The organism is Variovorax sp. IB41 (assembly GCF_016405905.1).
In the GTDB taxonomy this organism is placed as follows: domain Bacteria; phylum Pseudomonadota; class Gammaproteobacteria; order Burkholderiales; family Burkholderiaceae_C; genus Variovorax.
The window spans coordinates 41,309-67,611 of record NZ_JAEFCB010000006.1 but is presented as its reverse complement, the minus strand read 5'-3'; the positions used below and the strand labels follow the sequence as shown (position 1 = coordinate 67,611).

General features: G+C 65.7%; 24 protein-coding genes. 18 read left to right on the top strand and 6 right to left on the bottom strand.

Going from position 1 to position 26,303, the window contains the following annotated elements; genetic code table 11:
* Positions 1-2 precede the first annotated feature (2 nt).
* Both JC881_RS13525 and JC881_RS13520 read right to left on the bottom strand, forming a co-directional pair.
* Positions 3-1,049, bottom strand: a complete 1,047-nt coding sequence (locus JC881_RS13525; RefSeq protein WP_198786225.1) for an Ldh family oxidoreductase — start codon at positions 1,047-1,049, stop codon at positions 3-5.
* Positions 1,050-1,084: 35 nt separating this feature from the next.
* Positions 1,085-2,104 (bottom strand): Bug family tripartite tricarboxylate transporter substrate binding protein, encoded by a 1,020-nt coding sequence (locus JC881_RS13520; protein WP_443083347.1) that lies wholly within the window; start codon positions 2,102-2,104, stop codon positions 1,085-1,087.
* A 129-nt stretch (positions 2,105-2,233) separates the two neighbouring features.
* Here JC881_RS13520 and JC881_RS13515 point away from each other — a divergent pair, with 129 nt between their 5' ends.
* From JC881_RS13515 to JC881_RS13505, 3 genes are all read left to right on the top strand, one after another.
* Positions 2,234-3,169 carry a LysR family transcriptional regulator gene (locus JC881_RS13515; RefSeq protein WP_198786224.1) on the top strand — a complete coding sequence of 312 codons (936 nt, stop codon included), beginning with the start codon at positions 2,234-2,236 and terminating at the stop codon, positions 3,167-3,169.
* 50 nt (positions 3,170-3,219) lie between these two features.
* Positions 3,220-3,594: a hypothetical protein gene (locus JC881_RS13510; RefSeq protein ID WP_198786223.1), complete on the top strand. Its 375-nt coding sequence runs from the start codon at positions 3,220-3,222 to the stop codon at positions 3,592-3,594.
* A 184-nt stretch (positions 3,595-3,778) separates the two neighbouring features.
* Positions 3,779-4,081, top strand: a complete 303-nt coding sequence (locus JC881_RS13505) for a hypothetical protein (protein ID WP_233101767.1) — start codon at positions 3,779-3,781, stop codon at positions 4,079-4,081.
* 42 nt (positions 4,082-4,123) lie between these two features.
* Here the strand turns inward: JC881_RS13505 and JC881_RS13500 are convergent, their stop codons facing one another.
* Complete coding sequence (locus JC881_RS13500; RefSeq protein WP_198786221.1) at positions 4,124-5,032, bottom strand: LysR family transcriptional regulator; 909 nt, start codon at positions 5,030-5,032, stop codon at positions 4,124-4,126.
* 117 nt (positions 5,033-5,149) lie between these two features.
* On the opposite strand from JC881_RS13500, the gene JC881_RS13495 reads away from it, so the two are divergent.
* The 5 genes from JC881_RS13495 (at position 5,150) to JC881_RS13475 (ending at position 9,598) form a co-directional block, all read left to right on the top strand.
* A complete protein-coding gene (locus JC881_RS13495) occupies positions 5,150-6,133 on the top strand; it encodes a Bug family tripartite tricarboxylate transporter substrate binding protein (RefSeq protein ID WP_198786220.1) in 984 nt (327 codons plus the stop codon).
* 15 nt (positions 6,134-6,148) lie between these two features.
* Entirely contained in the window at positions 6,149-7,309 is a 1,161-nt protein-coding gene (locus JC881_RS13490; protein WP_233101766.1) for a serine hydrolase domain-containing protein, read from the top strand.
* A gap of 68 nt (positions 7,310-7,377) precedes the next feature.
* Positions 7,378-7,983, top strand: coding sequence for a TetR/AcrR family transcriptional regulator (locus JC881_RS13485; protein WP_198786218.1), 606 nt, complete (start codon positions 7,378-7,380; stop codon positions 7,981-7,983).
* 104 nt (positions 7,984-8,087) lie between these two features.
* The gene (locus JC881_RS13480; RefSeq protein ID WP_198786217.1) at positions 8,088-8,786 is read left to right on the top strand and encodes a type 1 glutamine amidotransferase domain-containing protein; all 699 of its coding nucleotides are present in this window, start codon (positions 8,088-8,090) and stop codon (positions 8,784-8,786) included.
* A gap of 50 nt (positions 8,787-8,836) precedes the next feature.
* A complete protein-coding gene (locus JC881_RS13475; protein ID WP_198786216.1) occupies positions 8,837-9,598 on the top strand; it encodes an alpha/beta fold hydrolase in 762 nt (253 codons plus the stop codon).
* A gap of 17 nt (positions 9,599-9,615) precedes the next feature.
* Here JC881_RS13475 and JC881_RS13470 read toward each other — a convergent pair whose 3' ends face one another.
* The gene (locus JC881_RS13470; protein ID WP_198786215.1) at positions 9,616-12,345 is read right to left on the bottom strand and encodes a glycosyltransferase family 4 protein; all 2,730 of its coding nucleotides are present in this window, start codon (positions 12,343-12,345) and stop codon (positions 9,616-9,618) included.
* 189 nt (positions 12,346-12,534) lie between these two features.
* Between JC881_RS13470 and JC881_RS13465 the strand changes: the two genes are divergently transcribed.
* The 7 genes from JC881_RS13465 (at position 12,535) to JC881_RS13435 (ending at position 20,548) form a co-directional block, all read left to right on the top strand.
* Positions 12,535-15,219 (top strand): hypothetical protein, encoded by a 2,685-nt coding sequence (locus JC881_RS13465; RefSeq protein ID WP_198786214.1) that lies wholly within the window; start codon positions 12,535-12,537, stop codon positions 15,217-15,219.
* The gene (locus tag JC881_RS13460) at positions 15,216-16,124 is read left to right on the top strand and encodes a UbiA family prenyltransferase (RefSeq protein ID WP_198786213.1); all 909 of its coding nucleotides are present in this window, start codon (positions 15,216-15,218) and stop codon (positions 16,122-16,124) included. The genes JC881_RS13465 and JC881_RS13460 overlap by 4 nt, the downstream gene beginning before the upstream one ends.
* A 47-nt stretch (positions 16,125-16,171) precedes the next feature.
* Positions 16,172-16,996, top strand: a complete 825-nt coding sequence (locus tag JC881_RS13455) for a glycosyltransferase family 2 protein (protein ID WP_198786212.1) — start codon at positions 16,172-16,174, stop codon at positions 16,994-16,996.
* Positions 16,993-18,360, top strand: a complete 1,368-nt coding sequence (locus JC881_RS13450; RefSeq protein ID WP_198786211.1) for a UDP-glucose dehydrogenase family protein — start codon at positions 16,993-16,995, stop codon at positions 18,358-18,360. Before JC881_RS13455 ends, JC881_RS13450 begins: the two co-directional genes overlap by 4 nt.
* Before the next feature lie 20 nt (positions 18,361-18,380).
* Positions 18,381-19,400, top strand: coding sequence for a UDP-glucuronic acid decarboxylase family protein (locus tag JC881_RS13445; protein WP_198786210.1), 1,020 nt, complete (start codon positions 18,381-18,383; stop codon positions 19,398-19,400).
* Between the two features lie 87 nt (positions 19,401-19,487).
* A complete protein-coding gene (locus tag JC881_RS13440; protein ID WP_198786209.1) occupies positions 19,488-19,901 on the top strand; it encodes a PaaI family thioesterase in 414 nt (137 codons plus the stop codon).
* Positions 19,902-20,278: 377 nt separating this feature from the next.
* Entirely contained in the window at positions 20,279-20,548 is a 270-nt protein-coding gene (locus JC881_RS13435; protein ID WP_198786208.1) for a hypothetical protein, read from the top strand.
* 24 nt (positions 20,549-20,572) lie between these two features.
* Here JC881_RS13435 and dkgB read toward each other — a convergent pair whose 3' ends face one another.
* Both dkgB and JC881_RS13425 read right to left on the bottom strand, forming a co-directional pair.
* The gene (gene dkgB / locus JC881_RS13430; RefSeq protein ID WP_198786207.1) at positions 20,573-21,403 is read right to left on the bottom strand and encodes a 2,5-didehydrogluconate reductase DkgB; all 831 of its coding nucleotides are present in this window, start codon (positions 21,401-21,403) and stop codon (positions 20,573-20,575) included.
* Between the two features lie 61 nt (positions 21,404-21,464).
* Positions 21,465-22,667, bottom strand: coding sequence for an MFS transporter (locus tag JC881_RS13425; protein WP_198786206.1), 1,203 nt, complete (start codon positions 22,665-22,667; stop codon positions 21,465-21,467).
* Positions 22,668-23,043: 376 nt separating this feature from the next.
* Between JC881_RS13425 and JC881_RS13420 the strand changes: the two genes are divergently transcribed.
* The 3 genes from JC881_RS13420 to JC881_RS13410 all read left to right on the top strand — a co-directional run bounded on the left by JC881_RS13420 (position 23,044) and on the right by JC881_RS13410 (position 26,297).
* Entirely contained in the window at positions 23,044-24,936 is a 1,893-nt protein-coding gene (locus JC881_RS13420) for an AAA family ATPase (protein WP_198786205.1), read from the top strand.
* 181 nt (positions 24,937-25,117) lie between these two features.
* The gene (locus JC881_RS13415) at positions 25,118-25,444 is read left to right on the top strand and encodes a hypothetical protein (protein WP_198786204.1); all 327 of its coding nucleotides are present in this window, start codon (positions 25,118-25,120) and stop codon (positions 25,442-25,444) included.
* A 295-nt stretch (positions 25,445-25,739) separates the two neighbouring features.
* Positions 25,740-26,297 (top strand): DUF3455 domain-containing protein, encoded by a 558-nt coding sequence (locus JC881_RS13410; RefSeq protein WP_198786203.1) that lies wholly within the window; start codon positions 25,740-25,742, stop codon positions 26,295-26,297.
* Positions 26,298-26,303: the final 6 nt, after the last annotated feature.

Below are 26,303 nucleotides of genomic sequence, written 5' to 3'. Positions count from 1 at the left end.
GCTCATGCGTGGGCCGCGTGCTGTTCGAGCAATGCGAGCACGGCCGGGTCCAGCGCGAGGCCGTCGCGCCGGTGGCGCGCGAGGTTGTCCAGCTCGATCTCGCCGGGCACCAGCACCGGGCGCGATGCGTCCGCCGGCGGACTGTCGTGCAGGATCGCCGCGAAGTCGTTCATGCGCTCGGCCAGCCACGCGGTGGAGCCGAGGTGCCGCGTGTCGATGAGGATGAAGAAGTGACCCAGGTTCTGCGGCTCGTCGGGCGCATCGACCCACGACTTCACATGCGTGAGGTACGCCGCGCCCGAGAGCAGGCCCGCGAACATGTCCACGATCAGCGCGAGGCCGTAGCCCTTGTGCCCGCCGATGGGCAGCAGGAAACCGTCGAGCGCCGCGGCCGGGTCCGTCGTCGGGCGGCCGGCCTTGTCGGTGGCCCAGGTGTCGGGAATCGCCTCGCCGCGCTTGAGCGCGTTGCGGATCTTCGCGCGGGCCACCACGCTGATGGCCATGTCCAGCATGAAGGGCCGCCCGCCCGGGTTGGGCACGCCGAAGCCAACGGGGCTGTTGCCCAGGCGCGCATCGCTGCCGCCCCAGGGCGCGATCGTGGTGGTGGCGTTGCTGCCGATGATGCTCGCGAAGCCCGCCTCCGCCGCGATGAGCGAGTAGGGCGACACGGGCCCGAAATGGTTGCTGCCGCGTGCGAAGGCCACGCCCACGCCCGTCTGCTTGGCCGTGGCCATGGCCGCTTCGAGCGCGCGCATGCCCACCAGCGGGCCCACGCCGTTGTCGCCATCCACGCGCACCAGCGCGGGTGCCACCTGCTCGACCGTGATGTGCGGCCGCGCCTTGATGCCCTTGACGGCCAGCCGCTCGCCATACGACTCGATGCGGCTCAAGCCATGGGTGGAGAGGCCGAAGAGGTCGGCCGTGACCAGGATGCGCGCCACGTCGCGCGCATCGTTCTCTTCGAGGCCCAGGCCGGTGAAGGCGCGGGTGCCGAGCGCCATGAGCTCGGATTCGCTGAGCGTGGTTTTTTCTGCGGTGAGGGTGTTCATTGGGTGATTGCGTTGATGTCGATTTGAAATTCGGGTCACTCGGCCTTCAGGCCGGCCTTGCGCACCACGGCGCTCCACCGCTCGCGCTCTGCCTTGATGAACTTCGCGAACTCCGCGGGGCCCATCGGCGAGGCGGTGCTGCCGTCTTCTTCCAGGCGCGCGCGCACCGCGGGCACGTTCAGCGCCTTGACGGCCGCGTCGTGCAGCCGCGCGACGACGTCGGGCGGCGTGTTGGCCGGCGCGAGGATGCCGAACCACTGCGAGCTGTCGAACCCCGGATAGCCGAGCTCGGCCACCGTGGGCACGTTCGGCAGCGCCGCGAGCCGCTGCGGCGAACCGCTCGCGATGATCTTGAGCTTGCCCGCCTTGGCCTGCGCGACGAAGCCCGGCGGCCCCGCCGAGGCCGCATCGGTGTTGCCGGCCAAGAGGTCGTTCAGCTGCGCGCCGGTGCCCTTGTAGGGCACGTGCGTCACGTCGATGCCGGTGGTCACCTTCAGCATCTCGAACGCCAGGTGCCCCGCGCTGCCGTTGCCCGCGGAGCCGTAGTTCAGCTTGCCGGGCTGCGCCTTGGCGAGCGCGACGAATTCGGCCAGCGTCTGCGCCGGCACCTTGGCGCCGACCGCGAACACCATCGGCACCTTGGCCAGCAGCACGACGGGCGCGAAGTCTTCGTCGCGGTAGGGCAGCTTGGCGAACATCGCCGGGTTGACCGCCAGCGTGCCCACGTGGCCCAGCACCACGTTGTAGCCATCGGGCGCGGCGCGCGCGACCTCCTGCATGGCGATGATTCCCGAGGCCCCGGCCTTGTTGTCGATGATCACGGCCTGCCCGAGCGTCTTGCCCATTTCATTGGCCAGCAGCCGCGCGATCACGTCGGAGCTGCCGCCGGGGCCGTAGGGCACCACCAGGCGCACGGGCCGCTCGGGCCATGCGGCGTGGGCCAGCGGGGCGATGGCGGTCATCACGGCGATGGACGCGAACCCGATCACGCGGCGCGCGATGGGCGGGAGAAGCGGGCGCCGATGGCGAAGGCCCGCGCGGGTCGAAATACGCATTCATGTCTCCTTGTCGTTCATGCGGCGCTTCATGGCGCTGCATCTGCTTGTGCGATCGAAGACTGAATGATCGTGACGACCGCTCCCGGTGTAAATTGCAAATATTCGCTCTACTCTTGCAGCCGACGCATGAATTTCGATCTCGCGGACCTCCGCGCCTTCCTCTCGGTGGCCGACTTCGCGAGCTTTCGCGCGGCCTCCGACAACCTGCACCTGTCGCAGTCGGCGCTGTCCCGCCGCATCGACAAGCTCGAAGCGGCGCTGGGCGTGAAGCTCTTCAGCCGCACCACGCGCAAGGTCGAGCTCACCACCGTCGGCCGCGCGTTCGTGCCCCGGGCGCGCAACGTGATGCGCGAGCTCGAAGACGCGCTCGTCGGCATCAAGGACACGACCGAGCGCATCTCGGGGCAGGTGACCATCGCCTGCGTGCCCTCGGCGGTCGGCTACTTCCTGCCGGTGGCCATCAAGCGCTTTCACGCCGCGTACCCGCGGGTGCGCATCCGCCTCATCGACGAGTCGTCCGCGGAAATCCTCGTGGCCGTGGCGCGGGGCGATGCCGACTTCGGCCTCACCTACATCGGCACGCAGGAGTCGGACATCGACTTCGAACCGCTGCTCGAAGAGCGCTTCGTCGTCGCCTGCCCCGCGGGCCATCCGCTCGCCAGGCACAAGCGCGTGACGTGGGCGGAGCTCTCGGCACACGAGTACGTCACCATCGCGCAAGGCAGCGGCAATCGCTTTCTCATCGACCAGGCGCTCAGTCACGTGGAGAACAAGCCGCAGTGGATCTGCGAAGTGCGGCATGTGCCGGCGCTCGTGAGCCTGGTGGAAGCGGGCCTCGGCCTCGGGGTGGTGCCGCGCCTGGCGATGCCGCCCAAGGGGCATACGGGGCTCATCAGCATCCCGCTCGAAGACCCCAAGGTCACGCGCGTGATCGGCCTCATCAAGCGGCGCGGCCGCGAGCTGATGCCCGCTGCGCGGCTCTTTCACGACATGCTGCTGCACGCCCGCCGCGACAAGCCCGCGGCCGCCGCGCCGGCGCGCAAGAAGGCGGCCGGCCGCTGAGGGGCCGCGCTGGTTGCAGCGGCCGCAAGCGCCGCACTTAAACTGAGCCCATGCAGCGCCCCAGCGAAGCCCAGCCCCTCCAGCCCGTCGTGGAACTGCGGGGCGAAGGCGCGACGTTTGCGTACGCCGTGCGCGCGCCGCGCTCCAAGGGCGTGATCCCCCCGAGCTCCTACAAGAACGGCGGCTTCGCCACCCTGCCCGAGTGCCTGCGCGATGTGGCCAAGGCGCTGGGCGGCAACTTCAGGCGCATCTACGTGCGGCTCGACGGCCACTGCGTCGGCGAGCGCGACATCGTGGAACTGCGCGTGTCGCCCGAGAAGGTCGCTGCCGAGTTGAAGACAGAGTGCGATGCGCTGGAGGCGCTGCACATCAAGCCCGCCGCCATCTCCGCGCAGAAGAAGGCGGGCCCGGTGGTCGCCGGGTAAGCGACGCACCCCTTGGGTAAGGTGGGCCTTCACTGACACGGAACCGCGACGCGGCCCGACCCGGTTGCCAAGGCGCAGCCCCTCTATTGAAGTCTCCAACCACTTCTTTTCAGAGGCTTCAGACATGAACCGAATCGCGACCACATTCATTGCAAGTTGCATCGCCCTGGGCGCTGCGTCCGCCATGGCACAAGCAGGCGGGGGAGGGGGAGGCGGCAGTGGCAGCGGCGGCGGCGGCCCGGGCCTGAACAGCCCCGACAGCAGCGCCATGCAGCAGAAGCCAACGACCGGTGGCACGGGGCCGACGAACCCGAACGGCACGATGACCGCGCCCTCGGCTCAGGGCAATTCGAGCGCGGAGGGCAACCTGTCGGGCAGGGCCAAGTCGTCTGGCGGCGCGATGAAGTCGGAGCGAAAGTCAGACAAGAGGGGCGCGGCCGGCAACACGCAAGGCACCGGGCAAGCACAGACGCCGAGTCCGCAGTAAGGCGGCACGCGAAGCCCGCCAGCGGATATCAACGCCCGGGATTCAGCGATCGCGCATGTGCTCGGCGCAGAAGGCATGCACGATCTCCAAGGCGGGTGCCTCGGTCACGCCTTCGAGCGTGATGAAGGCGAACTGCGAAGTCAGCCGCAGCGGCTTGGGCATGCGCAGTTCCACGAGTTCACGCGCATCGATCAGCGTGCGCGCGGTTTCGACAGCCCCGAGAAAGATCGCATCGCTGCTTCGCACGAGCTCGAGCAGGCACCACGCCTCGTCCGACTGGAAACGCACTGCGTCGCTGATGTGCATTGCCTTGCCGAAGTACGCGTCGAGGCTTTGCGCGGCCTCGCGGCTCAGCCCGATGCCGCTCGCAGCCAGCGGATAGTCGCGCAACCGGGACAGCGACACGGCGTTGGCACCGCACAGCGGGTGATCGCGGCGGCACACGAAGCCGATGCGCATTTCGGGCAGCAGCCTCACGTCGAGATCGTCGGCCGGCGGCAGCAGCCGCTTGTGCACCACCATCGCATCGACCGCGCGATCGCGCAGCGCCGCCAGCTGCTGCTCCGCGGGTCCGCCGACCAACTGGACCTTCAGGCGCGGATAGGTCTCGGCGACGTGCCGCAGCAGCGGCAGCGCCAGCACCGCGGTGGGCGCCGAGCCGAGCGCCAACCGCACCGCGCCCACCGCGAGGTCGGCGAGCAGCGCGGCGCTGCGCTTCATTTCCGAGACTTCGATCGTCACGCGGCGCGCCCGCGATGCGACCAGCGCGCCCAGCGGCGTCAATCCCTTGCGCTTGCCCGCGCGGTCGATGAGCGCGCCGCCCAGCTCGTCTTCCATCGCCTGGATGCTGCGGCTCAAGGCCGGCTGCGTGAGGTGCAGCCGCTCGGCGGCGCGGCTGAAGGAGCCGGTGTCGATCACGGCGAGGAGGTGTTCGAAATGCTGCAGGTTCATCGCGCGGCCCTTCTGGTGGCATGAGTTCAGGTAATGCAGATGTGACTGAGTATGCATTGGACGTTCTGCGGCACCAGGCCTAGCATCGCCAGCGTTTTCACTCATCGAAAGCGGCCCATGAACTGCAGAGCCCTCTGTTCCACCGTTGTCGTGGCGTGCGCGATGGCCTCGTCCGGCGTAGCCGCGTGGGCGCAGCCCGCGTACCCCTCCCGCGCGATCACGCTCGTGGTCCCGGTGGCCGCGGGCGGTGCCGCCGATGCACTGGCGCGGTCCTGGGCCGAGCACGTCGGCGCTGCGCTGGGGCAGCCCGTGGTGGTCGACAACCGCCCCGGGGCGAACGGCAGCGTGGCGGCGAGCTATGTGGCCAAGCAGGCTCCCAATGGCTACACCGTCCTGTTCGCGAGCACGTCGAACATGTCGCTCAATCCGTTCTCGTACAAGTCGCTGTCGTACGACCCCCTGAAAGACTTCGACCCCGTCTCGATGCTCGCGGGCACGTCGCAGGTGCTCGTTACCAGCACGGCGACAGGCATCCGTTCTCTCGATGACCTGGTCAAGGCCGCGAAGCGCAAATCGGGCGGGCTCGATTTCGGCTCTGCGGGCAAAGGCAATTCGACCCACCTCAATGTCGAGTTCGTCGCGCAGCACTACGGCCTGAAGATGACCCACGTGCCCTACAAGGGCGCCGCGCCCGCGATGGTCGGCCTGATCGGCGGCGAGACGCAACTGGTCGCCGACGCCGTCGTCAGCGTGGTGCCTCAGGTGAAGGGCGGGCGCGTGGTGCCGCTGCTGATCTTCGGGAGCCAGCGCTCGAAGGCTTTTCCCGACGTGCCCACGGTGTTCGAGGCCGGGCTCAAGGACTATCCCGCCGGCGGCTGGTACGGACTGATGGTGCCCCGGGGAACGCCCAAGGAGGTGGTCGCGCGCCTGAACGGCGAGACCGCGAAGTTCTGGGCCGACCCCGGCGTGAAGCAGCGCATGGACGCGCTCTACATGGACCCGCCGAGCGCGCTCGGCCCCGATGCCGTGACGCAGACCATGAAGAAAGAGGCCGCGGTGTGGGGGCCTGTGATCACGCGCCTTGGCATCCAGAACGATTGAAGGATGGCTCACGCGATGAACGAACCTGGCCTCGCCTTGCCTCGCACCCATCTGCCGCGCGGTGAAGATTTTTTGCTCTGGTCGCCATGCCTGCAGTCGTACGGCTACCGCATCGTCGACCGGCTTTTTGCGACACGCACCATCGAGCGCGGCGTCGCGCGCCCGTTGTCGCGCGGCCGTGAACTGCAGCTGAACTACCGCCACGACGGCGAGGCGCGCACCGTCGAAGACTTCATGGACCGCAACAGCGTGGCCGGCCTGCTGGTGGCGCGCAATGGCGAAGTGCTGCTCGAACGCTATGGCCTGGGGCTTTCGCCCGGCGAGCGGTGGAGCACCATGTCGACCGTCAAGTCGATGACCGGCCTGCTGGTCGGCGCGGCGGTGCGGGGTGGCGCCATCGGGTCCATCGACGATCCCATCGTGCGCTACCTACCGCAACTCGCGGGCTCGGGCTATGCGCGCGCCACGGTCCGTCACCTGATGACCATGTCGTCGGGCGTGGGCTGGTCCGAGGTCTACGCCGACAAGAACTCCGACGTGAACCGCTACAGCAAGTCGCTGGCGGACAAGGTGCCCGGCGGCGTTTTGCAAATGCTGCGCGAGGTGCCCGCATTGCACGAGCCCGGCACGCACTGGCACTACAACACCGGCGACACCTTCCTGCTCGGATGCGTGCTGTGCGCGGCCACCGGCCGCACGCTGGCCGACTTCATGGCCGAGACCGTGTGGAAGCCCTGCGGCATGGAAGACGAGGCGTACTACACGCTCGAATCCGAAGGCGGCCAGGAAATCGCGGGCAGCCGCGCCGGCATGTCGCTGCGCGACCTGGGCCGTTTCGCGATGCTGGTGGCCGCGGACGGCGTGCTCGATGGGGCGCAGGTGTTGCCGGCGGGCTGGGTCGAGTCGGCGTCGCGGCGCGCGTTTTCGATTCCCGCGGAATTCCATCCGTCGCGGCTCTCCCTGGGCGTGACCGGGTATGGCTACGGCTGGTGGTTGACCGACGACGGCGCCATGCTGGCGCTGGGCCATTCGGGCCAGCGCATCTATGTGCATCGGGAAGAGCGCCTGGTGGTCGTGAACCTGGCCGTGTACCCCGAGCCGCGCTATGTGAGCGGGGCGGAGCACGACCGCGACGCCGAGCTGAACAGCTTCCTCACGGCCTGCCGCGCGGCCTGAAAAGAGATGCGAAAAATTCTTTCGATAGGCACTAGACGACCGGTCTATTTCTCGCATAGACTTGCGCCATGCCCAAAGCAATCGCATCCGAATCCACCGACACCCGCGACAACATCCTCGCGGCGGGTCAACGGATGATGGCGGCCAAGGGATTCACGGCCGTCGGGCTGAACGAAATCCTGACCACGTCGGGCGTGCCCAAAGGGTCGTTCTATCACTACTTCAGCTCGAAGGAAGCCTACGGCGAAGCCGTTCTCCACGGCTACTTCGACGAGTACCTTGCCGACATCGACCGGACCCTCGCAGCTCCGGAGCAGACCATGGCGCAGCGCCTGATGACCTACTTCGCCAGCTGGCGCGACACCCAGTCGTTCCTTGACTGCCAAGGCAAGTGCCTCGCCGTGAAGCTCGGCGCCGAAGTGGCGGACATGTCCGAACCCATGCGGCTGGCCATGAAGCAGGGTACCTCCGGCATCGTCGAACGATTGGCCAAGGCGATCGAGGCCGGCGTTGCCGAAGGCTCCCTCTCGGTCGACGAAAGCGCCGAAGAGACGGCACAAAGCCTCTATCAACTCTGGATGGGCGCGAGCGTGATGGTCAAGATCGCGCGCCATGGCGACCCCTTCGAAACCGCCCTCAAAACCACACGCCGGATCCTTCACCTGTCCCCCTGAACGGACAGGCCCTCGGATGCACTTCAAGCCGAAGTGCTTTTTTCTCGCCGTGTCACTAGTAGACCGGTCTATTGTTAGTAGTCAACGTTTTTTGGAGAAGCTCAATGAAAGTCCTGATGGTCCTCACCTCGCACGACGAACTCGGCAACACCGGTCGCAAGACCGGCTTCTGGCTCGAAGAGCTCGCCGCGCCCTATTACGCGTTCAAGGCAGCCGGCGCAGACATCGTGCTGGCCTCGCCCAAGGGCGGCCAGCCGCCGCTGGACCCCAAGAGCAACGAGCCGTCGTTCCAGACCGACTTGACCCGGCGCTTCGAAGCCGACGCAGAGGCCACGGCGCAACTGGCAAGCACCGTGCGCCTGGACAGCGTTTCCCAAGCCGATTTCGACACCGTCTTCTACCCGGGCGGCCACGGTCCGCTGTGGGATCTGGCCGAAGACAAGCACTCGATCGCCCTCATCGAATCGTTCATCGCGGCGGGCAAGTACGTCGCCCTCGTGTGCCACGCGCCCGGTGTGCTTCGCCACGTGAAGCGCGCCGACGGAAGGCCGCTTGTCGAAGGCAAGCGCGTGGCCGGATTCACCAATTCCGAAGAAGAGGGCGTGGGTCTGACGAACGTCGTGCCCTTCCTCGTGGAGGACGAACTCAAGGCCAAGGGCGGCGTGTATTCCAAGGGCGAGGACTGGGCGCCCTACGTCGTCGAAGACGGACTGCTCATCACCGGACAGAACCCCGCGTCCTCCGCCTCGGCCGCCACCGCGCTGCTGGCGCACTTCGCAAATTCCGCCGACACCAGCCGGTAAACCGCTCGCCAACCGATCCGACCCAACCTCACATTCACTGGAGATCCCTCATGAAAATCCGCACCGTTCTCTCTTCCGTCGCCCTCGCCACCGCAGCCTTGCTCGGCGGCAATGCCTTCGCAGCCGACTTGCCTTCGGTCGTTCTCGTGCACGGCGCGTTCGCCGACGGCTCCGACTGGGCCAAGGTGATCCCGCTGCTGCAGGCCAAGGGCATCCATGTGACCGCGGTGCAAAACGGCCTCGCGTCGCTTGCCGGCGACGTCGACGCCACCCGCCGCGCCATCGACAACCAGAAGGGCAAGGTCGTGCTGGTGGGCCACTCCTGGGGCGGCACCGTGATCACCGAGGCTGGCGAGAACGACAAGGTCGCCGCGCTCGTCTACGTCGCGGCCTTCGCGCCCGATGCGGGACAAACCTCCGCCGAACTGGGCAAGGACTACCCGCCGTCGCCCGGCATCAAGCAACTGGTGGCCGACAAGAACGGCTGGCTGACGCTGCCGCCCAAGGCCATCGCGCAAGACTTCGCGCAGGACGTGCCGCCCGCGCAGGCCGCCGTCATGGCCGTGACCCAGGGACCGCTCCAGGCCAAGGCCCTCGAAGACAAGACGACCGTGGCCGCATGGAAGACGCGCCCCTCCTGGTTCATCGTGAGCGCCAACGACCGCATCATCTCGCCCGACCTGGAGCGCGCCATGGCCAGGAAGATCGGCGCGACCATCACGACCTTGCCGACCAGCCACGTGCCGCAGCAGTCGCGGCCCAAGGACGTTGCTGCCGTGATCATCGCGGCGGTCAATGCCAGCGCGAAGTGACCTGTGGGTGCGCTGCGCTAGGGCTTGTCATGGCGAAACTCGTCGCCGTAGCGCCAGCGCTGGATGCGCTGTCGCAAGCGCGTGAGCATGCGCGTCACGAGGTACTGGCCCTTGACGTCCACGGCCGCGCTCGCGACCAGTTCAGCCCTGGTCACCACGCCGGAAATCCCGTAGCGCCAAAGGAGCACGGGCACCCGTGGCAGCCGCACGAAGTAATAGCCGGGATAGCGCAGCACGTCCCGCAGCACCCGGGTCCATAGCGATGCGTTGCGTGCACCTGCCGCCTTGTGGTCGCGCCCGGGCGATTGCCGTTGCTGCGCAGCAGTCTGGCCTCGGCGCAGACCCGACACCTGATCGAGGCGATCCCGCATGGCGGGTCCGACGACGCTGGCGGAAAAGTTCGCCGCCATGGTCCGCTGGCCGGCCAGCGCGATCTGTGCGCGCCATGCCGCGTCCAGCCACACGCGCCGCATCAGCCCGGCTGCGGCGTCGAGCCTGGGCTCAGCCCACAGCGTGCCCGCCGGATAGGGCCCATGGGCAACGGCGCTGGGCACGAGATCGAAGGGCACGAGCGCGGCGTTGCCGGCGTGCGTGAAATCGACGTTGCCGCTCCAACCGGTCGCCACCACCGGTAGGCCGTAGGCCATCGCTTCTGCAAGCGAGAGACCGAAGCCTTCGGCGCGGTGCAGCGAGACGAAGCTGTCCGCCGAGGCCAGCAGCCGGAAACGATCGTCGCTTTCCATCGCTGCGGTGAGGAACGACACGCGGTGGCCTGCGGCCGCATCGCGCAGCGACTGCACCAACGACGGCGCCGCCTGCGCATTCAGCGCCTTGACGATCAAACGCACCGCAGCGGATGGCGCGAACGCGCGCACGAACGCGGCCACGACCCCTTCGGGGTTCTTGCGGAACGGGACCGAAGCGACATCGAACTGGAACAGGAAGACGAACTCGTCGGGCGTGGCCTCCGGCAGCATGGCGGCAAGCCATTGGCGGTCGCGCTGCATGGGCGGGGGCATCACCATCGGCGGCATCACATGGACCGGCAGGCTCGTCTTGCGGCGAATGGCATCGGCGATGAATTGCGTGCCGGCCCAGATCTCGTCGATCAGCTCGAAACGATCGACCCAGTCGCTGGGGAAGTCGGGCGTTTCCCAGTACCAGCAGCCGATGCGGTAGGGACCCAGGAGCTCGGCCGGAAGCTTCGACAGCACGTCGGGCAGCATGTCCGCATTGCAGCCCAGGATGGTCGCCGTGGGAGGCCCGGCTGCCCAGCGGGCGGCGGGGAGGGCGTAGCTGCCCGTCGGCGCCGAGGTGTCGAACGAGATGTCGTGGCAATGCACCGCCACGCCCGCCGCATCCAGCGCCGCGACGCTGTTGCGCGCGGCCTCCCCGACACCCAGATGCGCATGGAGGTAGCCCACGTAGTTCACGTTTGTGCGCTGCGCCTTGCCGGCCATGCCGAGGCGCTCCACGAGCTTGGGCTCAAGACCGAGTTCGCGCACGCCCGAGGTCCGCATCCAGGCCATCAGGCCCACGGTGTCCCGGCCGTCGGCGAAGGCGGCCGCGAGGTCGCCGCGCATGTGCAGCACAGCGCGCAGGTACCGCGTGAGGTGATCGCCCGGCGCTTCGGCGCCCGCCCATTGAAGAAAGTCCGGGTCTTCCAGCGGGTCGTCCAGCTCGACGCCCTCGGCCAGCGCCTGGCGGTAGACCGCGCGGCATGCCCGGTCCCACCCGGTGCCGTCTGCAAAGGCCACGTGCGGAAGGCCGAGCGCGCGAAATCTGCGGAAGCCGGCGTCCAGCAGCGATTGCGCGTATTCGCCGAACAGCCGCTGCGCGTCGCCCGGCAGGTTCCAGCCGAAGCGATTCTCGTAGCGCGAGAGCTGCTTCAGGTCGGGGTTGAAGCCGCTGAAATGAAAGAGGACCAGGTCCTGCGTATCGCCCGTATCGCCCGTATCGCCCGTATCGCCCGTATCGCCCGTGTCGCCGCTGTCGCCCGCGTCGCCCTGCATCCGCCAGCGCTCGCCCAGCCATCTGGGCGTGCGCTCGTGGAGATTCCAATACGCCGCATTGAAGCCCTTGTGCCGCAGCACCAACGCGCCCGGCACCAGCAGCGGCGCGTAGTCCATCCATTTCTGGTCGGTGAAGACGCCGGTACGCACGTCCTCCAGGCACAGCGTGCGCAGCTTGTGGTCCCACCACTGCAAGAGGTTGCGCACCCGCGGTGTGTCCCGCAGCGCCGCAAAGCCGAGGTTGTAGAGGCCCGCGCGCAGGATGACGAGATCGTCCGGCACGCATCCATCGTCGGGCAGCGGCGACAGGGCATGGGGCGTGAGCACCAGTTCGGGATCGTTCGCGCCGCCCGCCCAGAACAGGTCCACGCGCTGGAACACGCGGATGTCAGGGTCCAGATAGACCGCGCGCGTCGCGCCCTGGTCGAGCAGGTAGCGAAAGCAGGCCGGCTTCACGCTCGTGGCGAACTCCAGCAGGCTGTAGTGGCTGCGGCGGTGGTTCCATTCCTTGCGTTCGAATGCCATCTCGGCCGCCAGCAGGACCACGTGGTCCGGCAACTGCGTGCCTTCGGGGGGCTCGTCGAGCAGAAAAACGAGCAGCGTCGCGCCAGGCTGATGCTTTCGCAGCGAGGCGCCCAGCACACAGGCGTGCGCAAGATAGTTGCTCGCGCAGATGGTGAAGACGGCGAGATCGGTCGGTGTCGAAGACCGATCGAGAGAAGGACGGCGCAGCATGGCAACCCCAGCCGCTTTGCGGCGAGAACTCGTTACTATAGTTTACAAAAGGCATAATTCCGCCCCACAGAACCTCCGCCGACGCACGGCAATTGGCACCGAGAAAGCATGGCGATGAGTGGAAACGGGCCCGCACCGTCGGGCAGCAGCACGGAGCGAAGACCGCGAGCGAAGCTTCCACTTCACGATGTGGCGATCGCGTGTGTGCTGGCATTGGCCGCTTTCCTCGTCTTCAACGCCAACGGCCGCCTGATTGCGGCCGCCGACACCTTCGCTGCGCGCCATCTGCCGTTCTCCATCCTGCGCAACCACACCGTTCTGCTCGATCCGATCGCCGATGCGGTCGCTCTCGGACGTTCTGCGCCGAACGCCGGCCACAACGGCACCGCCTTCTGGATACAGCAAGGACGCGACGCACACCTGGTCTCCAAGTACCCCCTGGTCGTGCCGCTGGTCGTCGCGCCGCTGTACCTCCCCGCGCTGCATTACCTGGACAGCGTCGGCTGGGACCCGCACATCGCCGACAAGGTGGCGCGCGCGATGGAGAAGCTGTGCGCCTCCCTGATCGCTGCGGCCTCTGTCGCCCTCATGTTCATGCTGCTGCGCCGGCGCTGCGATGCGCGCACCGCCGGCGTGCTCAGCCTCGCCTACGCGTTCGGCACGACCACCTGGGTGATCAGCAGCCAGGCCTTGTGGATGCACGGCCTGGCGCAACTGCTCATCGTTGCGACGCTGTGGCTGGTCACCGGCCCGGCGACGCTGGCGCGCGTGGCGATGGCCGGCTTCCTCTGCGCGCTGATCGCGGCGAACCGCCCGCCCGATGCGCTCCTGGCCGCCGCGCTGGGCCTGTGGGGTTTGCGCTGGGCCGGGAGCCGCTGGCCCTGGCTCATCGTGGCCGGCGGCGTCCCGGTTGCCCTCACGCTGGCCTACAACCTGGGCGCGGTCGGGCATGTGGCCGGGGCCTATGCCCTGAGCGTGCATGCCAGCGATTTCAACGACAACGTGCTGGAAGGCATCGCCGGCCTGCTGTTCAGCCCGACGCGCGGGTTGTTCGTCTTCTCGCCCTTCCTGCTGTTCGTGCCGTGCCTGTTTCTCCTGGCGCTGCGGGACCGCGGCACGCGCGGCCTCACGCTGGCCCTGGGCGTGGCCATCGCGGTGCAGGTCCTGGGCTATGCGAGGGTCGACTGGCGGCAAGGCATTGCCTGGGGTCCGCGCTGGCTCACCGACATGGTGCCGCTGCTCGTGTGGATGCTTCCGCCCATCGTGGCGCGCCTGTCGCGCCCTGGGCGCGTGCTGTTCGCCGCGGCATGCGTCGCGTCCGTCGCCATCCAGGCGATCGGCGCCTTCTGGTACACCGGCGCGGTCGACACGGCCGTGCTGACCATGAAGACCGACGACCGGATGCGCCCCATGTGGGCGTGGCGCAATGCGGCGTTCGTGGCGGAGCTCTCGCATCCCCGCGTGCAACCCGATCTGCTGGCGGACCTGCGCGGGAACATCGACCTGATCCAGCCGCTCGACGTGGTGGTGCACGACGCGGCAGCGGGCGATCGCCTGGAACGCCAGCTCGATGTGGCCGGATGGGCGCTCGTGGATTCCTCGTCGCCCCAGGACATCGCGGTGCTGATCGACGGGCGCGAGGTCGCGGGCACGAACCACTTTTTCGATCGCCCCGACGTGGCCCAGACGCTGGCCGAAAAGAGCCCGGCCGGATGGCGTCTGCATGTGCCCCTCGGGGACCTGCAGGCCGGGCGCCACAAGCTCTCGGTGCTCGTGCGTCCCTATGCGGGCGGCGAGGTGCGGCTGCTGCGCGAACGGTTCTTCGAGTTGCCGCCGCCAGGACCGGGCGATGCTGCAGAGCGCTTCCTGCAGTACGCATCGCGCCAGGCCGTCGAGCGCATCGCGCAAGCCCAGCAGGTGCCCGGGTATTGGCTCACTTCGTTCACCAGCGGCCCACGCTTCGAGCAGCCGCAGCCCGAACTCAATACCTACCTGAACGCGATCATGATCGACCTGGTGGGGCCGATGGCGCATGTCGCGCACGTCGCTCAGATGGCCCCGATGCTGGCGCGCGCGCAAGGCTTTCTTGCCAGCCAGATCGAGGACGACGGGCTGGTGCGCTATCACGGCAGGCCCGACGCATCGACCATCGGTGTGCTCGGATGCGCGATCACGCCCGATTCGGACGACACCGCGCTGGTATGGCGCGTGGCGCCGGCAGCAGACCGCGCGAAGCTCGCCGCGGCAATGCGGACCCTGCGGCGCTTCACCACCGGCGACGGGCTCTACCGCACCTGGCTCGCGCCGCGGGCGGACTACCGCTGCCTCGATCCGGGGGCGGACCCGAATCCGGCGGACATCGGCATCCAGATGCACATCTACCTGCTGCTCGCCCAGGAGGACCCGCCCGCCGCGCGCGCGCTCTGCGCAACGCTCAAGCGGCGCGCCGACGACGACAGCCTCTGGGTCTACTACGCCGGCGCGCCGCCGGTGATGAGCCTGCGGCTGGCGGAGGTGCAGCGCGCCGGCTGCGCGCTCGAGGTGCCGGCATCGCGCCTGCAACCGGCGGTGCCCGCCCAGGCCGTGTGGGCGCAGGTCGCGTCGCTCGTGGCCCGGCTGCAGGACACGGCGCCCACCGCCGCGCAGAAAGCCGAAGCGACGCGGCTGCTGCAGGCTCTCGCCTCGCATGAATTCGCTGCGCTGGCCGGCAATCCGCCCCTGCTGTATCACAACGACATGAGCGCCACCGTGCGGCGCTTCTACTGGTCGCAGGAAGTGGGCTATGCGCTCTGGTTGCGGCTCTACCACGCCACGCGCGGCGCGCAGCTTCCGCCGGACCCAGCCCATGCCGCTTCGCCGAGGAGCGCTTCATGACGCGGCCCGAAGCCAAGACGGCCATCGCGCCGCAACGCCCCGCCTCCCTCGGGCGACTGGTGTCGTGCATCCGCCTGGACGAGGTCTGCGTGCTGCAGGGCGCGCCGCTGATCGGCGCCTGCTTCGCGATGGCCGATTTCAGCGCGGCGACGTTGCTCACCATCGCCGCGCTGGTCGCCGGCAACCTCCTGCTCGTGGCGCATGTGTTCGTGCTCAACGACTGGGCCGGCGCGCAAGGCGATCTGAACGACCCGACGCGCGTGGGCGCCACCTTCCTGGCCAAGGGAGAAAACGCCTCCAGGATGGCGGGGCTGGCCTGCGCGCTGCTCGCGATCGCGTTGCTGGTCTTCGCCCTGGTGGGCCAGGCGCCGTTCGCGATCGCGCTGTGCATCGCCGCGCTCAGCGCCATCTACTCGTTCCCCGGCGCGCAAGGCAAGGGCGTGCCGGTGCTCAACTCCCTGCTGCACATGGTCGGCGGCACGCTGCACTTTCTTCTGGGGTATGTCGCGCTGTCGCCCGTGACGCCGCAGATGGTGGTCCTTGCCGGCTATTTCGGGCTCGTCTTTGCCGCGGGGCACCTGGTCCACGAAACGCGCGACCACGACAGCGACGCGCGAAACGGCATCCGCACCAACGCCGTCGCGTTCGGCAAGAAGGCATCGTTTCTCGCGGGGCAAGTGCTCTTCAGCATCGCCTACCTCACGCTGACCGTGCTCGCGCTGCGCGGGGTCGTTCCCCCCGTCCTGTCGCTGGCCGCGGTGTTGTATGCGGTGCACCTGCGCGCGGCATGGCGGGCGCTGCGCGACGGGCTGACCTACGCGAGCGTTCGCCGGCTGCAGACCGTCTACAGAAACATTCACGTGCTGATCGGTCTGGCCATGCTTGCCACCGTCGCGCCCTGGTAGTTCGACCGCTCGCACCGGTTTTTTTTCGCACCCTCATCAAGCCGCCCATGCTCTCCATCGTGATTCCCGTGCTCAACGAAGTCCGCACCCTGCCTCGCGTGCTCGTTGCCGTGTCCCGCGTGCTCCCGGAAGTCGACAAGGAAATCATCCTGGTAGACGACGGCTCCACCGACGGAACCCGCGAATGGATCCAGGCCCAGGTGCCCCAGGGGCTGCGCACCGGGGCGCACCCGGTCGGCGGCAGCGACGGAACGCTCACCTGGGCCGACGAGCCCGCGGCTTCGCGCCTCACCGTGCGCGCGCTGTATCACGCATGCAATCGAGGCAAGGGCGCCGGCGTCGCGACCGGCCTGGCCGCTGCGACCGGCAATGTCGTCGTCATCCAGGATGCCGACCTCGAATACGACCCCGCCGACTGGGCCCCCATGTACGACCTGATCGCGCACCGCAAGGTCGCCGATGTGGTGTACGGCTCGCGCTTCGAGGGACAGCGAAACGGCAGCGCCAAGTTCATTTCGCTGTCGCAGGTCTCGGCCAACTGGCTCATCTCCAGGCTCTTCGGCATCCTGTACGGCAAGCGCTTCTCCGACATCGAGGTCTGCTACAAGATGTTCACCAAAGAGGTGAACGACACCCTGAATGTGACCTGCCCCGACTTCGGTTGCGAGATCCAGATCAGCGCCCAGATCGTGCGGCCCGGCCGATGGCGGATCAGCGAGCTGCCCGTGAGCTACCGCGGCCGTGGTTTCGACGAGGGCAAGAAGATCAACTGGCGCGACGGCGTCAAGGCACTGGGGTACCTGCTGTGGTTCCGCGTCTGTGCCCAGCCGGCCCGCTCGGCCCCGTTGCCGCTGTCCTCGCGCAACCCATGAAGATCTCCATCCTCGGCGCCGGCTACGTCGGCCTCGTCACCGGCACTTGCCTTGCGGAGACCGGCAACGATGTCGTCTGCTTCGATATCGACGAACGCAAGGTGCAGCGATTGCTTTCGGGCGACGTGCCGATCCACGAGGAAGGCCTGCCGCAGCTCATTGCGCGCAACGTGCTCGCCGCGCGCCTGGCGTTCACCAACGACGTCGCGCACGCCATCCACCACGGAGAGTTGATCTTCATCGCCGTCGGAACGCCCGCCGGCGAAGATGGGCGCGCCGACCTGCAGCACGTGCTGGCCGCGGCGCGCGACATCGGCCGCCACATGCACGACGCCAAGGTGGTGGTGGCCAAATCCACCGTGCCGGTCGGCACGAGCGCCCAGCTGCGCGCCGTCATCGAAGAAGAGCTCGCCGCGCGTCGCAGGCGCGACCTTGCGTTGGACGCCCGCCTGTCGATCGTCTCGAACCCCGAGTTCCTCAAGCAGGGCACCGGCATCGCCGACTTCATGCAGCCCGATCGCATCGTGGTCGGCAGCGAGCCCGGCGCCGCGGGCCAGCATGCGCGCGACCTCATGCGCCGCATGTATGCGCCCTTCAACCGCGACCGCGACCGCACCATCCACATGGGCCTGGAGGCGGCCGAATTCACCAAGTACGCAGCCAACGCGATGCTCGCCACGCGGATCAGCTTCATGAACGAGCTCGCGAACCTCGCGGAGAACGTGGGCGTGGACATCGAGCAGGTGCGCTGCGGGCTGGTGGCCGACCCACGCATCGGCGACAGCTTTCTGCAGGCCGGCGCCGGCTACGGCGGCAGCTGCTTTCCGAAAGACCTGCAGGCGCTGGTCCATACCGCGGCCGCCCACGGACAGCGCCTGCAACTGCTGGAGGCCGTGCGTGCCGTCAACGACGCGCAGAAGTTGCGGCTGGTCGACAAGATCGTGCGGCACTTCGGCCCCGACCTGCGCGGGCGCCGTTTCGGCGTGTGGGGATTGGCCTTCAAGCCCGGCACCGACGACATGCGCGAGGCGCCGAGCCGCGTCATCATCCAGGCGCTGCTGATGCGCGGTGCGCAGGTGGTTGCGCACGATCCGGTGGCCATCGAGGAGGCGCGCAAGACGCTCGCCAAAGACCTGCAAGGCCGCGCCGACGAGGCCTCCCGCCTGAGCTTCAACGACCAGGCCCTGCAGGCGGCGGAGGACTGCGATGCGCTGGTGATCCTCACCGACTGGAACGAGTTCAAGAATCCGGATTTCGACGCGCTGAAAATCGCGCTCAGGCAGCCGCTGATCTTCGACGGCCGCAACCTCTACGATCCGTCGATACGCGACCAGGGCATCGACTACCGGGCGGTCGGCCGCTGAAGAACGCCCGAGGTCCTTGCATGCATGACGACAACGCACCCCTGCGAACGCTCGTGACCGGCGGCGCCGGCTTTCTCGGCAGCCATCTGTGCGAACTGCTGCTCTCCGAGGGCTGCGACGTGCTGTGCGTGGACGACTTCTCCACCGGCGCCCGGCGCAATGTGGCGCATCTGCTGGGGCACCCGCGGTTAACGCTCGTCACCCACGATGTCACTCATGACATCACCCGCCATGTCACCCACGACGTCACTCGCGACCTTGCCACGCCGCTCGGTGCGCACGTCGACCGCATCTACAACCTCGCCTGTCCGGCCTCGCCCGTGCATTACCAGCGCGACCCGGTGCAGACCACCAGGACCTGCGTGCTCGGCGCGCTGAACATGCTGGCGCTGGCCCAGCGCGAAGGCGCGCGCATCCTGCAGGCATCGACCAGCGAAATCTACGGCGACCCGCAGGTGCATCCGCAGCGCGAGAGCTACTGGGGCAACGTCAATCCCGTCGGCGTGCGCAGTTGCTACGACGAAGGCAAGCGCTGCGCCGAGTCGCTGTTCTTCGACTATCACCGCCAGCACGGCGTGCAGGTGCGCGTCGCGCGCATCTTCAACACCTACGGCCCGCGCATGCATCCGCAGGACGGGCGCGTCGTCTCCAACTTCATCGTGCAAGCCCTGCGCGCGGAGCCGCTCACGGTCTACGGCGATGGCCTGCAGACCCGCAGCTTCTGCTTTGTCGACGACATGGTCGCCGGCCTGCACCGGTTCATGGAGGCCGAGGCGGGCGGCGCCGGGCCGGTGAACATCGGCAATCCGCAAGAGTTCACCGTGCGCGATCTCGCCCGGCTGGTCATCGAACTCACCGGCTCCTCGTCGAAGCTCGTCTTCGCGCCCCTGCCGAGCGACGACCCGACGCAGCGCCGGCCCGACGTGCGCCTGGCCGAGCAGATGTTCGGCTGGGAGCCCCGCGTGGGCCTGGTCGAAGGCCTGCAAAAAACCATTGCCCACCTGGACGCCCTGCTGTCAGCCCCTGCGTCCCGCGAGTGACCGTCGCGGCCCGCCCGGCGCCACGGCGCACCCGGCTTCGCATGAAAATGCCCGACACCTCACCAACGGCACCAACCGCACCAACCAATGAACGACGATCTGGAGGCCCGCATCCGCTCGGGCCAGGCATTGAGCGAATCGATGGGCAATTTCCACGTGACCGGGTGGGCGCCCGAAAGCAAGACGCTGCAGGCCGCCTTCACAGTGCGGCGGGAGTACTGCCACACCAACGGCACCATCGCCCAGGGCGGCTTCATCACCGCGTGGCTCGATGCGGCCATGGCCCATGCCGTGATGCACGACACGGCGCAACAGCAGACCGTGTTCAGCCTGGAGATCAAGGTGAGCTTCTACGAGAAGGTCGGCCCTGGCCAGGGGCGCGTGGAAGCGCGCGTCATCAAGCGGGGAAAGCGCATCGCCTTTCTCGAAGCTGCGCTCTACAACGCCGACGGCAAGCTGGCGGCCGAGGCATCTTCGACCGGTTTGCTGGCGAGCCTTTAATCGCCCGGCGGAAGTACTGTTTTCCCGTTCCGCCGACCGCGCATCTACTTGCGCCGATTCAGCCAGTAGCGGACGAGGCCAAGTACGCAAAGGCCGGCGATCCAGCCCAGAACAGTCGGATTGATCGAGTCGAGATTCAAGTGGTTTCCCCAGCCGCGTCAGCGCTTGAGTTTTTGAAAAAGATCGCCAGCCGGATGACCCTTGGAGGAGCGCCGCAGCGCCGCATGAAACGGCCGCGATCGAAGTGCACGAGCGTGCCACAGCGGCCGCCCCCAAAGCCTTAAAGGCCCACGGCGCGCACGTGCGATCCGTTGTCCTACTCGCGCTTTGGAATTCGGGCAGTAGCGCCGCCTCGCGTGCAGCCACACAACCGCGCCATGGCCACGTACGAATCCGTTCTCCACGTCACCGGCCGCTTCGAGGTCGTCGATGCGCACGAGCGCCCGGACGAGGTGCTCGAATACACCGAGTGCCTCTACCGCGTGAGCGTCACCAAGCGCTACCCGGTGACGCGCGGCCCGGTGAGCTACCGGCTTCGCGACGGCACGCCGCTGCGCCGCTCCAGCAAGGGCTACTTCGACACGCTGGACGGCGTGCGGCGGCTGTTCACGGTCGAAGCGGTCGAGAAGTCCGACGCGGGGTGCTGACAAACGCGCACCCCGCGTGATCGATCAGTCCCAAGCCGGCGACAGGCCGGCGGGGTCGGTGAGCCGCTCGCCACGGTCCAGCGCCGCCGTCTGCGCCATCTCTGCATCGGTGAGCTTCAACTGCTGCGCCTTCAGATTGCTCTCGAGGTTCGCGCGCTTGGTGGACGACGGAATCACCGCGTAGCCCAGCTGCATCGCCCACGCGAGCGTGACCTGCGCGGTCGTCGCGCCGTGCGCCTTGGCAATCGCCTCGATCACCGGATCGGCAATGACCTTGCCGTAAGCGAGCGTCATGTACGAGGTGATGTGAATGCCCTGGCTCTTCGCAAACTCCGCTACCTTGCGGTTTTGCAGGTACGGGTGCAGCTCGATCTGGTTGGTGGCGATGTTCTCCGCGCCCACGGCCGCAATCGCTTCCTTCATGAGCGCGATGTTGAAGTTCGACACGCCGATGCGCTTCGTGAGCCCCTGCGCCTTCGCCTCGGCCAGCGCACCCATGAACTCCGCCACAGGCACCGCGTTGCCGGGCGAGGGCCAGTGGATGAGCGTGAGGTCGACGTGATCGGTGCGCAGCTTGGCCAGGCTCTCTTTCAGGCTCGGCACGAGCTTGGCCTTGGCGTAGTTGTCGGTCCAGATCTTGGTGGTGATGAAGAGTGCATCGCGCGCCACGCCGCTCTCGGCAATCGCCTGGCCCACCTCGGCTTCGTTGCCGTAGATCTGCGCGGTGTCGATGGCGCGGTAGCCCACGTCCAGGCCGTTCTTCACCGAGTCGATCACCACCTGGCCCTTCAGGCGGAAGGTGCCGAGGCCGAAGGCGGGAACGGGTGCGTTGCTGTTGTTGTTCGTCGTTGTCATGGTCGAGTTGTCCTTGTGCGTTGAAAAAAGAGAAGAGAAGAAAAGAGAGAAACGAATCGGCTCAGTGACCGGCCGGCACCGGCCCCGAGGCGCGAACCGGAATCCCGGCGCGGCGGTCCAGCGCGCCGCTCCACTGCGTGAGCGCCAGAGACACCAGCACCACCAGCGCGCCGATCCAGGGCGTGTGCATGAGGCCCAGGTGCGTCACGATCAGGCCGCCGGCCCAGGCTGCCAGCGCAATGCCCAGGTTGAAGGCCGCGATGTTCAGGCCCGAGGCCACATCGACTGCTTGCGGCGTGAAGCGCTCCGCTTGCTTGACCACATACACCTGCAGCCCCGGCACGTTGCCGAACGCGACCGCGCCCCACATCAGCACCGCCACCAGCGCAAGCCACTTGTGCGGCGCCGCGAAGTTGAAGACCAGCAGCACGGCGGCCAGCAGCGCGAAGATGATCTTGAGCGCCGGAATCGGCCCCAGGCGGTCGGCCAGCTTGCCGCCCCAGATGTTGCCCACCGCCACCGACACACCGTACACCAGCATCACCCAGCCCACCGCGCCCGCGCTGAAGCCCGACACGTCGGTAAGGATCGGCGCGAGAAACGTGAACGGAATGAACGAGCCGCCGTAGCCGATCGCCGTCTTGGCATACACCAGCAAGAGCCGCGGCTCGGCCAACACCTTGGCCTGCTGCGCGAGCGAGGCCGGTGCCGTGTGGCGGATGTTGTTGGGAACGAACACCCAGCTGCCGATGAAGGCGACCACGCCCAGCGCCGACACGGCCAGGAACGTCTCGCGCCAGCCGAAGTGCTGCCCGATGAACGTGCCCAGCGGCACGCCGGTCACGAGCGCCACCGTGAGCCCGGTGAACATGATCGCGATGGCGCTGGCCGCCTTTTCCTTGGGCACGAGGCCCGTGGCGATGGTCGAGCCGATCGAGAAGAACACCCCGTGCGCGAGGCCCGTGAGGATGCGCGCGGCCACCAGCGATTCGTAGCTGGGCGCCTGCCACGCCAGCAGATTGCCGAGCGTGAACAGCGCCATCAGCCCGAGCAGCAGCGCCTTGCGCGGCAGCTTGCCCGTGAGGGCGGTGAGCACCGGCGCGCCGATGGCGACGCCCAGCGCGTAGAGGCTGACCAGCAAGCCCGCCGAGGGCAGGCCGATGGCAAGGTCAGCAGCGACCGTGGGGATGAGGCCAACGATGACGAACTCGGTCGTTCCGATGGCGAAGGCGCTGAGGGTCAGCGCGAGTAGGGCGATTGGCATGAGGCACTCCTGGATGGGTTAGGAGGAGTGTCTGGCGGATACCTTTGCGGATAAATGGGGGTTGGGGCAGAAGATAGTTGCTGCGCAATCAACTATTCATAGCTTTATTTGGATCTATTGCCCGATTGGTTAGGAGCGTGACTTGCGGATTCGACGGTTCTAGAGAAGATGGGTGATTACCCTGACTTCGGTAAGTCGTCGGGGACCCCATAGTCGGCATCGTGAATTTCGTTAACGAAAAATCGGCTGACGCACAATAAAAAAGCCATCGTCCTTCGTGTTGACTAGCGCGCCTAGGCTGCTGCTCTGTTCAACGGCTGAGTTTGACGTTAAAAATTTAAAAAATTCGCCAACAGCTTTTGAATAAGGAAATGCCTTGTCCTCAATTTTGAAAATGAGTTTAAAAAACTTCAAAGGAATTGAAGAAGTAGTTATCGATCTTGATGACAAGGCGAACTGTCCGGTTATCACGTTAATTGGATTAAATGAAAGCGGAAAAACGACCATTCTGGAAGGCCTGTCTCATTTTATCACCGGAGATAAAGCAGTCTCGGGTTTGTTTGAAGGCGTGCACGCGAAAGCTTCTGGCGCGGGTTTAATTCCGCTTCACCTCAAGGCCGCATTTACTGGTGATATCGAGGTGACTGCGGTGATTCGCTTGGATGAAGAAGATATTCGGCGGGCCCAGAATCTCGCAAAACTGCAAAAACTAGTTCTGGATGAAGAATTTTTGGGGGCGATCTTCGAGATAACGAGGCAATTTAAATTTGTCGATAGCGTTCTCAAGGAAAATCCGCAAGTTTGGAATTTTGAATTAAAAGTACGCCCGGTGAGAGGTATTAATTTCAAGGCATACGTTCGCCCGACTGATGCCGAAAGAAAATCTGGGAAAATAGATCTGTGGGCTAATGTTGCTCGAATCTTGGAGGAGCGGCTTCCTCAGATTTCATATTTTCCGACATTTCTCGTAGATATGCCGGAAAAGATATATTTAAAAGAGTTTGATGATGAAACGGCGGTAAATCGCTATTACAGGCTTGTTTTTCAGGACGTCCTGGATAGTTTGGGGCAGGGCTTAAACTTGGATAAGCATATCAATGCTCGAATCGAATCTTTTAAAAACTCGCAAAAGTCCGCAGTATGGTTTTCGCTATTTTTTAGCGGCGCCGAAAAAGCGCTTATTGATTCTGTTTTTCAAAAAATATCAAACGCTATAACAAACGAGGTGTTGGGCAGCTGGCAGCGGGTATTCCAGCGTGCTATTTCAGCCAAAAACATTTTGGTCGAATGGCACATTGATACAGAAAAAGATGATATTCCCTATGCATCGCTGTATGTCACAGATGGGGAGTCCCGGTATGCAATAAGTGAAAGATCCCTAGGATTTCGCTGGTTTTTTTCGTTCTTGTTGTTCACGGCTTTTAAAAAATCGTCCGCGCGCTCGACGGTGTTTATTTTTGACGAGCCGGCTGCAAATTTACATGCGAAAGCGCAAGCTGAATTGCTTACAAGTTTTGGGAGAATTGCGTCGGAAGGAAGTCAGGTAATTTATTCTACCCATAGTCACCACATGATAAATCCGCAATGGCTTTCTGGCGCATATATTGTCGAAAATACTGCATTGGACTACGATGGCGCAGAATCTCTGGGTTTGAGTTCGAAACCAACGAATGTCAGGCTTACAAAATATCGGGAATTCGTTTCAAAATTTCCGACAAGGTCAAGCTACTTTCAGCCGGTCATTGAAAAATTGGAATATGTTGCGCCGCAGGTGATTGGTAGTCCTCCGTTTGTACTGGTGGAAGGCATTTCTGACTACTATGCGCTGAAGCTCGCACAGCGTCTCCTTGATGCTAAATTGCCATACAACTTTATTCCAGGGGTTGGCTCGGGAGCGTGCGGACCGCAGATCGGGTTGCTAATGGGGCGTGGTGAACGATTTATCTTGCTGCTTGATGACGACAAAGCTGGGAAAAAAGAAGCCCAACGATATTCTGATAATTGGTTTTTACCCCCGGGATCTGCAATCACATTGGCGGCAGTTGATCCAAGCTTCGTCGGTATGCAGCTTGAGAGCTTAATTACGCCCGACACGCTAGCCCTCATTAAAAAGAAATACCTACTAGATGAAAGGCCTACTAAAAAGCAGATCGGGTGGTATTTGGCGGAATCTTATGCGGCAGTCGATTGTCGAGGAATGCTTTCAAGAGATACGTTAGAAAATTTCTCAAAAATATTGAATTACTTAAAGCTTCATTTTGTTGATTAAAAAGATGCAAATTTGTGGGTTGTCAAGATTTATTAATTTTCCACGTTGAGGCAGATGGCGCGGTATTTGCGAAGTCCTTTGAATTGCGGGTATCGATAGATATACTCCGCCGGTCGCGTCTGATGTCGCGGCCGGGTTTGGAAGCCTGATGAAGCCCCTGCATTAACTTGGAGTCCATCTAATGGCTGAATCAGTTCGCGCCTGTGCGCAATCTCGTAATCCGTCCGCTTCCTTCGAGCCCGAATCCCCAACCCTCGACACCCTCGCCCTCCAAACCTGCGACTACGCCGAAAACCTCAACGAGGTCCTGCGCGCCTACACCGCGTTCGAAAAGCTCATCGAAACCGGCGCCCCGAACGACAGCGAGGCGCTCGCCCCCACCCGCAGCGAACTGAGCGCCTTGCTCAGCCTGATCAACGAATCGCTCGTGGCGCGCATCGGCGCCGTCAACGCAGCCGCTGGCGACATGCGCCGGGCGCTGATGCAAGGGCTGCCCTCGGCGTCCTGACCGTCCAGTGCGGGCGTCGATCGCCCGCCCCTCCGCAGCGTGCCCTCGTGCGAAGAGCACCGGGTGTCCCCCGCAGCGAAATCAAGGAGGAGCCGAAGGCGGGGGACATTCGCGGAGGGGGACACCCGGTGTTCTTCGTACGCGCCCCGAACCCGCGGCGCCCGCTTCAAAAAAACAACCGCGACGACCAACAACAAAAAGAAATTCGCGCACCCCTGCATCCAAACGCCCCTCTGGCGTGTAGACCCTTCAGCAGCGAGGAGCTGCTGACCCTCTACAACCCAGGAGCAATTCCATGCACACCTCCCGTTCGATCGCCGTCCTCGGCGCCATCTCCGCAGCCGCCGTCCTCACCGCCTGCGGCTCGATGTCGATGGCCCCCGCGTTCAACCAGTCCAGCCTCCCCCCCACCATCCAGGTCCCCGCCGGCAACAAGGTCGCCATGGAAACCGTCGGCATGGGCGACATCACCTACGAATGCCGCGACAAGGCCAACACGCCCGGTGCGACCGAGTGGGTGTTCGTCGGCCCCGACGCCAAGCTCATGGACCGCAGCGGCAAGCAGGTGGGCAAGTACTACGGCCCGCCGGCCACCTGGGAGTCGATGGACGGCTCCAAGCTCACCGCCACGCAACTGGCCGTCGCACCCTCGGGCGCGACCAGCCTGCCGTTCCAGCTCGTGAAGGCCAACCCGGCCGTGGGCTCGGGCGCGATGACCGGCGTCACCTACATCCAGCGCGTGGCGCTGCAAGGTGGCGTGGCACCGGCGGCCGTGCCCTGCACGCCCGCCACCAAGGGCCAACGGCAGGTCGTGAAGTACCAGGCCGACTACATCTTCTACAAGGCGTCCTGATGATCC